This is a genomic window from Kitasatospora sp. NPDC127121 (genome assembly GCF_042677305.1).
GTDB lineage: Bacteria > Actinomycetota > Actinomycetes > Streptomycetales > Streptomycetaceae > Kitasatospora.
On the sequence record NZ_JBHXTQ010000013.1, the window covers coordinates 22,762 to 28,945 of the forward strand.

The window sequence follows — 6,184 nt, forward strand, 5'->3', positions numbered from 1 at the left end:
CATAGTGGCGACATGGCGCGCAACTATTCAGATCTTTCCCCTTATGATTTTGAGGTCTTAGTTCGAGACCTTCTCCAGGCCGAATTTGGCGTCCGAATGGAGACCTTCCCTCAAGGGCGGGACGGTGGCGTAGATATTCGCCTTCACCGAAATGGAAAAGAATCAATAATCGTCCAGTGCAAGCATTCCCCCAATAGGACTTATGCTCAAATTAAGGCCCAGCTGGAAAGGGAGGCGGAGAAAGTAAGCGGCAAATTCTCGTGCAGATATATCCTTGCAACATCCGCCTCTCTCACGCGATCAAACAAGGATGAGATTGTCAGGATCTTTGATGGAGTAGATCTTGACCAGAGTGACATTTTTGCTGTCGACGACCTGGAAAATCTACTACGGAGACACCCGAGGGTCGAGCTAGACAACTTCAAGCTTTGGATTACCTCGGCAGCCGTGCTTGAGCACCTGGTGAAATCGGACCTGTACGCCCGAAACTCAAGCATTGTCGACAGTATTGTTCGACGGCGGAAGATATATGTCCATAGTGAAGCGTTCGGGAGGGCAAGAGAAATTCTCAACTCATGCCATGTGTGCATAATATCAGGATCTCCGGGAATCGGTAAGACCACCCTCGCGGAGACGTTGCTCCTCCGCCTCTCGGGCGAGGGGTGGGAGATCAATCTGGCATCAGAAGATGTCTCAGATGTGGATCGGGCATGGAAGCCTGAAAGAAAACAGGTATTTCTGTATGACGATTTTCTCGGCCAGAATACGCTATCTGGATCGCTCAACAAAAACGAGGACAGTCGTCTATCGATGATAATTGAGCGCATTCGGCAAGATGCCACGAAGCGACTCATTATGACGACCCGAGAGTATATTCTCGCGCAAGCTCGCCTAGTGCATGAGCCTCTGCAGCGAGTTTCTGCATTTAAGCATGGGAAAATCATCCTCGACCTGGCCAAATATACGCGCCACCAAAAGGCGCAGATCCTCTACAATCATCTTCACTTTTCCAACCTTCCGGCAAACGCCACGGCATCGATTATTACTCACCGAGGATATAGAAGGATCATCGATCACGCGAACTTTAATCCACGCCTGATTGAGCTTATATGCTCAAACTTTGGCGCTTCTGAGGCGCCGGAGCAGGAGTTGTATGAATGCTTTATGGTGGCTCTTGAGAATCCTCGGGACCTGTGGGAGCAGATATTCGATCATCAGCTTTCACGTTTGGAGAGAGATGCTCTACTGATTTTGTCAACGTTTCGCGATGAGATAGAACTCGGCGACTTCGTCGATTCTCTGCAGGCTTATGAGGCCTCCACTTACGGTGGAGCGAAGACGGATACGCGCCAGTTGAGGATCTCCCTTAAGAGGCTGGAGGGAACGTTCGTAGAGATTTCTAGGAGCTCTGGCCCGAGTATCCAAGAAGGTGGCCCTGCACTAAACCATCAATTAGTCATGGTGCGTTTTGCCAATCCGTCGTTCGTTGACTACGTTACCTCTTACCTGGTGGCCCACCCCGAGGAGCTCGCGCAAGTCATTCGGGGATGCGCTTTCTTCGAACAGGCAGCAAACATTTACCACTGGTCTCATGGCTTCGCGACCGGAACTGCGCGAAAGGCGCTGCTACCAGGGTTGGGTCCGAATGTCAGGCGCAATATCGTTGAATCGATGGAGAGGTTGGTGGAAGCCCCGTCGTCGGTCTGGGAGCAAGACGGGAGCGGGCATAGAAGAAAGCCAAGCGACTCCCTGAAACGATACGAGTTTACGTTGAGGGCTGCCGCTCAGTCTGGGAAATATATTACGCGACCTATTTTCATCAAAAGCGCCTGCCAGAATATTGCCCTCCTCGCAAAAGAAGATCTCGCTGATTCGGAGATGGATTGCGGCCTATTTGTCAGCCTATTGCGCCTGCTGGCGAACTACGCCTCTGCCTGGCCTGCCGTGACTGTGGCACGGAATTCTTTTGCTGTAAAAGTACTTTCCTGTGCTCAGTCGCCGGAGGATTACTGCGATGCCCTGGAATTGCTTACCGAGATTGATTTACCTGAGGTTCGCGATTCTGCCATCGTTGAGGCCAAGATTCGTCAAAGTTTTGCAACTTTCGCAGCAGGCTGGGATCGTGCCGAGGCTGCGCGTATAAACAACCTTGAGGAATGCGTGGAGGTGGCGTCGAATCTTGAATATGCAATTGCCGTATTTGGGCATCCGCCCGGCCTGGCTGTCGAATTTCTGGCAGAACGGATTCTGCTCCTTCGGGGGGATATGGAACCTGATGATTATTCTCAAGAGGGCGAGGGTTGGGAATCGTTGGACTGGCCAGGCAGAGGGAGTGTAAGTGCTCTTCGAGAGGATCATTTCGCCCGGCTTGACCCCATTGACGACCTTTTTGCAACTCTCTCAAATGAGAAAGGGAACTAAATTCGCTCCGGGAGATCTCGCCGATTTGGGAGGTGGGGAGGGAGCCGTCGCCCTTACGGTTAGCTGCCCGAGTTAGATTCCTTGACTACTGCGAAAGCTAAGTCGGCGGGCACCTTAAACGAGAAACGGCCCGGCCCAGTTCTGCCTTGTCAGATCACCCCAACGGGCGCGAGTAACCAGGTGTTCGGCCATCGGCGCAAGATACATCCGAAGAGGTGCTGCCCCGTCGAGGGCGCCGACCAGTACCTCGTCTACACCCGCCAGCACAGCGAGGAGGATTTCAAAGCGTGGATGCAGGCCCCCAAGCGCCCCGCCGCCTCCGGCTCCACCCTCTGGTCCTTCGAGGTCGTCCAGTCCGCCGGCCCCAAGGCCTGACGCCTCACCGAGTGACCGATGCGCCCCGGGGCTTCCGAGCCCCGGGGCGCTCTGGGTGGCCCGTCATGTCGTCGGCGGGTCGGGCGGAGCTTGCGGCGGGCGTAGGAGGGCGGCTGCGTGAGGGTTACAGGTGTTCGGGGCCGTAGAGGGCGGCGGGTGCGCCGGTTGTGAGGGCCCAGTAGCGGTCTCCGTAGGACCAGTGCCACCACTCGGTGGGGTAGTTGACGAGGCCGGCGCGGGTGAGGGTGTGGCTGAGGAGTTGCCGGTTGGTGCGGGCTTCGGGGGAGAGGTGGGCGGCGTCGGTGTAGCAGGCGCCGGCGCTTTCTTCCGGGCTGGCGTTGATCCGGGTGCCGAGGTCGAGTTCGTGGCCGTCGGCGTCGGCCAGGGTGAGGTCGACGGCGGCGCCGGCGCTGTGTGGTGCGATCTCGGGCGGGGAGACGTAGCGGCTCGCGGCCGATCGGAGCTGTGCGGCCGGCCAGTCCGGGTGTGCGGTGCGCAACTCGGCGGCGTACTCGTCGAAGTAGCGGCGCTGAAGGGCCGGCGGGCGATAGCCCTCGACGAAGAGCAGCCGCAGGCCGTCCGGGAGGTGCGATTGGGCGTCGAGGAGCCGGTCGAGCACGCCGGACCGCAGGTGGGCGAACGCCCCGGCGTCGTCGCGCTTGCGGTCGTCCAGGAGGAGCTCGTGCTCGCGGACGTCCAGGAGGCGGTCGCCGCAGTCCTGGATGGGGAGGGCAGCCACCTGTGGGTCGGACATGAGGATGATCTCGGTCAACAGGGTCTCCTGGGGAGGAGGGAATGACGGTGCGCGCCGCGACGGCCGGTGGGGTGTCCGCCACCGCCCCGGGTGTTGGGGCGGTGGCGGACGGACGGGTGGTTCAGACGAGGGCGGCCTCGACCAGGTCGGCGGCCCTGGCCGCGCTGCCGCCGGCGCGGACCTCGCGGCTGAGCTCGTCCAGCCGGGACGCCACGGCCGGGTCGCCGGTCAGCTCCAGTACGGCGGAGCGCAGCGCCTCCGGGGTGGCCTGCGCGGTGTCCAGTCGGCGGGCGACGCCGAGTTCGACCAGCCGGTCCGCGTTGTCGAACTGGTCGGCGGCCTGCGGCACCGCGACCATCGGCAGCCCGCAGTACAGGCCCTCGCTGCACCCGCCCATTCCGGCGTGGGTCACGAATGCGTCGGCCTGCTGGAGTACGGCGAACTGCGGCACCCACTGGTGCACTTCGATGTTGGCCGGGATCGTACCCAGTTCGGCCGGGTCGGTTGCCTGGCCGACCTGGAGCACGACGTGCCAGCCGGGCAGGTCGCCGAAGGCCTCCAGGCACGCGCGGTAGAAGTCGGGCTGGTGGGTGAAGGTGGAGCCGAGCGAGACCAGCAGCACCTTCTGCGCGCCCTCCGGACGGGTCCAGCCGCCCTGGTGCTCGCGGGCGCCGAGGCAGGGCCCGGCGAAGGAGAAGATCTGGGGATCGACCAGCTCGATCTCGGGCTGGAGCACCTGCGGGATGAGCGCCAGCCCGCGATCCGGGCGCAGCATGTACCCGAACGGGTCGCCCGCCGGCACGCCGTTGTCGGCGAGCCACTGCGCGAACCGCTCCGGGATCTTGTCCGCCTCCAAGGCCTCCCGCGCCATCTCGAAGCGCGCCAGGTGGGAGTCCTCCCGGATGATCATTGACGGCGAGATCAGCATGGACGGCACGCCCCAGCCGTCGGCCAGCGCCCGGCCCGCGTACGCCATGAAGTCGTACAGGACGAGGTCGGGCCGGTCGTCGTGGAAGGCCTCGCGCAGGCGCGGCAGCATCGCCTGCGCCTCCTCGAAGATCATGGTGTGCACGCCGGCCCCGATGTTGGGGTCGACCCCGCCCTTGACGATCGACAGGGTCGTGTCGTGGGGCACGAGTCGGGCGCCGGTGGACTCGATCTGCTCGGCGAACGACGGGTCGTTGACATAGCTGACCCGATGGCCGCGGGCGACGAGCTCCCGCACCACCTCCAGGCTGGGGTTGACGTGGCCGTGCGCCGGGATGTTCACCATGGCGATGTGTGCTGGTCGGGACATGTCGGGCCCTCTCCTCGTATGTCGCTAGGCGTCCTGCGTTCGACGAGCTGACTCATCGTCAACTCGCCTTTCAGAACAGTACGTAACGTTGGCGATCGTTGCGGTGACGGGGGGTGGGGTTCGGCCGAAGATCGGCCGGTGCGGAGGATCACATGGAGGGTCGCGAGACGGGTCGGTCGGGGTGAGGCCGCCCTCATGGCGCACGTCCACGGCCGAGTAGACACTGCGCGATCTCGGGGGCGGCGCGGAGCTGCCGCCTCGCGGGCCGGCTGGGTTCCGGGATCCAGAGCTTGTCGCGAAAGTGTGGGCCGGCGCTGGTTGTTAGGGTCCGGGGATGGCGCGTTTGAAGATCGAGATATCTGTCCCGGAGAGTCATGTCGAGAAGGTGATCGATGCTCTCCAAGCGGCCGGCGCGGGGCGGGTCGGCGACTACGCCCGGTGCGCCAGCACCTGGCGGGTCACGGGAACATGGAGGCCCTTGCCTGGTTCTCGGCCCTACGACGGTGAAGTGGGCGAAGTGCAGCAGGGCGAGGAGAGCAGGGTCGAATCCGTCTGCGATGCCGAGCAGGCCGAGGCGGTGCTGCGAGCAGTGCGCGCGGCTCATCCGTATGAGGAACCGGTCATCCACTTCCTGCCTTTGTACGAGCCGGGCGTCGAACGATGACCGAGCCGGTCGTGGCCACTCGTCGATGGTTGCGATCGGTGCGGTCACTTCGTGGCGGACAGCAAGCTTGCCGTATCGAGTCGCGACGGCTCGGTGCCTCTTGAAAGGTGTTGCCGCAGAGGCCCTTGGTTTATGCGTGCGGCGTGCCGTGCTCAAGGTACGCGGTCTCGCCCTGTGTCCGGGCGGCGTATGCGGCGCGGACTCGGCGGGCGAGCCGGGGGATGAGGAGCCCGTCGAGCCGGTCGACGTGGTGAAAGGAGTGTTCGCCGATCTCGACCTGGTCGACGGTGATGCGGTCGAGTTCGGCGGTCGGGAGAACCCCTCCGTCGAAGACGAAGAGGAGCTTGTCGCCCTCGGCGGGGTGGGGTGCCCAGTCGGCGACGAGCAGGCGGCCGATCGGCGGTGTGATGCCGAGTTCTTCCCTGACTTCCCGGGCCGCGCCCTCGCTCGGGGTCTCGCCCTCATGCAGGTAGCCGCCAGGGATCTCCCAACCGGGCTTGTAGGTCGGCTTCACGAGGAGGATGCGGTTCTCCTCGTCGAAGAACAGCACACCGGCGGCGGTGCGCGGCCGGGCCAGGGCTTCGTGCGGGGAGTGGGGGGGGGGGCGTCGTGTGTGGTCGGGGGCCCCACCCCCGCGGGGCGGGATGACCGGGGGGGGCCCGAAAGATTTAAG

5 protein-coding genes and 1 pseudogene are annotated in these 6,184 nt (G+C 62.7%); 3 read left to right on the plus strand and 3 right to left on the minus strand.

Features of this window, described 5'->3' with window-relative positions; genetic code table 11:
- Positions 1-12 precede the first annotated feature (12 nt).
- Positions 13-2,421, plus strand: coding sequence for a restriction endonuclease (locus ACFVHI_RS09895; RefSeq protein WP_079135555.1), 2,409 nt, complete (start codon positions 13-15; stop codon positions 2,419-2,421).
- Between the two features lie 222 nt (positions 2,422-2,643).
- Positions 2,644-2,796: pseudogene (locus tag ACFVHI_RS09900) on the plus strand (antibiotic biosynthesis monooxygenase); the annotation flags it as partial.
- Between the two features lie 124 nt (positions 2,797-2,920).
- On the opposite strand, the gene ACFVHI_RS09905 reads toward ACFVHI_RS09900, so the two are convergent.
- Positions 2,921-3,568, minus strand: a complete 648-nt coding sequence (locus ACFVHI_RS09905) for a M15 family metallopeptidase (RefSeq protein WP_063347397.1) — start codon at positions 3,566-3,568, stop codon at positions 2,921-2,923.
- A gap of 103 nt (positions 3,569-3,671) precedes the next feature.
- Positions 3,672-4,847 (minus strand): macrolide family glycosyltransferase, encoded by a 1,176-nt coding sequence (locus ACFVHI_RS09910; protein ID WP_063347396.1) that lies wholly within the window; start codon positions 4,845-4,847, stop codon positions 3,672-3,674.
- Positions 4,848-5,181: 334 nt separating this feature from the next.
- On the opposite strand from ACFVHI_RS09910, the gene ACFVHI_RS09915 reads away from it, so the two are divergent.
- The gene (locus ACFVHI_RS09915; RefSeq protein ID WP_063347395.1) at positions 5,182-5,511 is read left to right on the plus strand and encodes a hypothetical protein; all 330 of its coding nucleotides are present in this window, start codon (positions 5,182-5,184) and stop codon (positions 5,509-5,511) included.
- 130 nt (positions 5,512-5,641) lie between these two features.
- Here ACFVHI_RS09915 and ACFVHI_RS09920 read toward each other — a convergent pair whose 3' ends face one another.
- Positions 5,642-6,061 carry an NUDIX domain-containing protein gene (locus ACFVHI_RS09920; protein ID WP_380337473.1) on the minus strand — a complete coding sequence of 140 codons (420 nt, stop codon included), beginning with the start codon at positions 6,059-6,061 and terminating at the stop codon, positions 5,642-5,644.
- Positions 6,062-6,184: the final 123 nt, after the last annotated feature.

Excerpts from the sequence above, each read along its gene's own strand:
- ACFVHI_RS09915 (WP_063347395.1), top strand. The coding sequence starts at position 5,182 with ATGGCGCGTTTGAAGATCGAGATATCTGTCCCGGAGAGTCATGTCGAG.
- ACFVHI_RS09895 (WP_079135555.1), top strand. The coding sequence starts at position 13 with ATGGCGCGCAACTATTCAGATCTTTCCCCTTATGATTTTGAGGTCTTA.
- ACFVHI_RS09910 (WP_063347396.1), bottom strand. The coding sequence starts at position 4,847 with ATGTCCCGACCAGCACACATCGCCATGGTGAACATCCCGGCGCACGGC.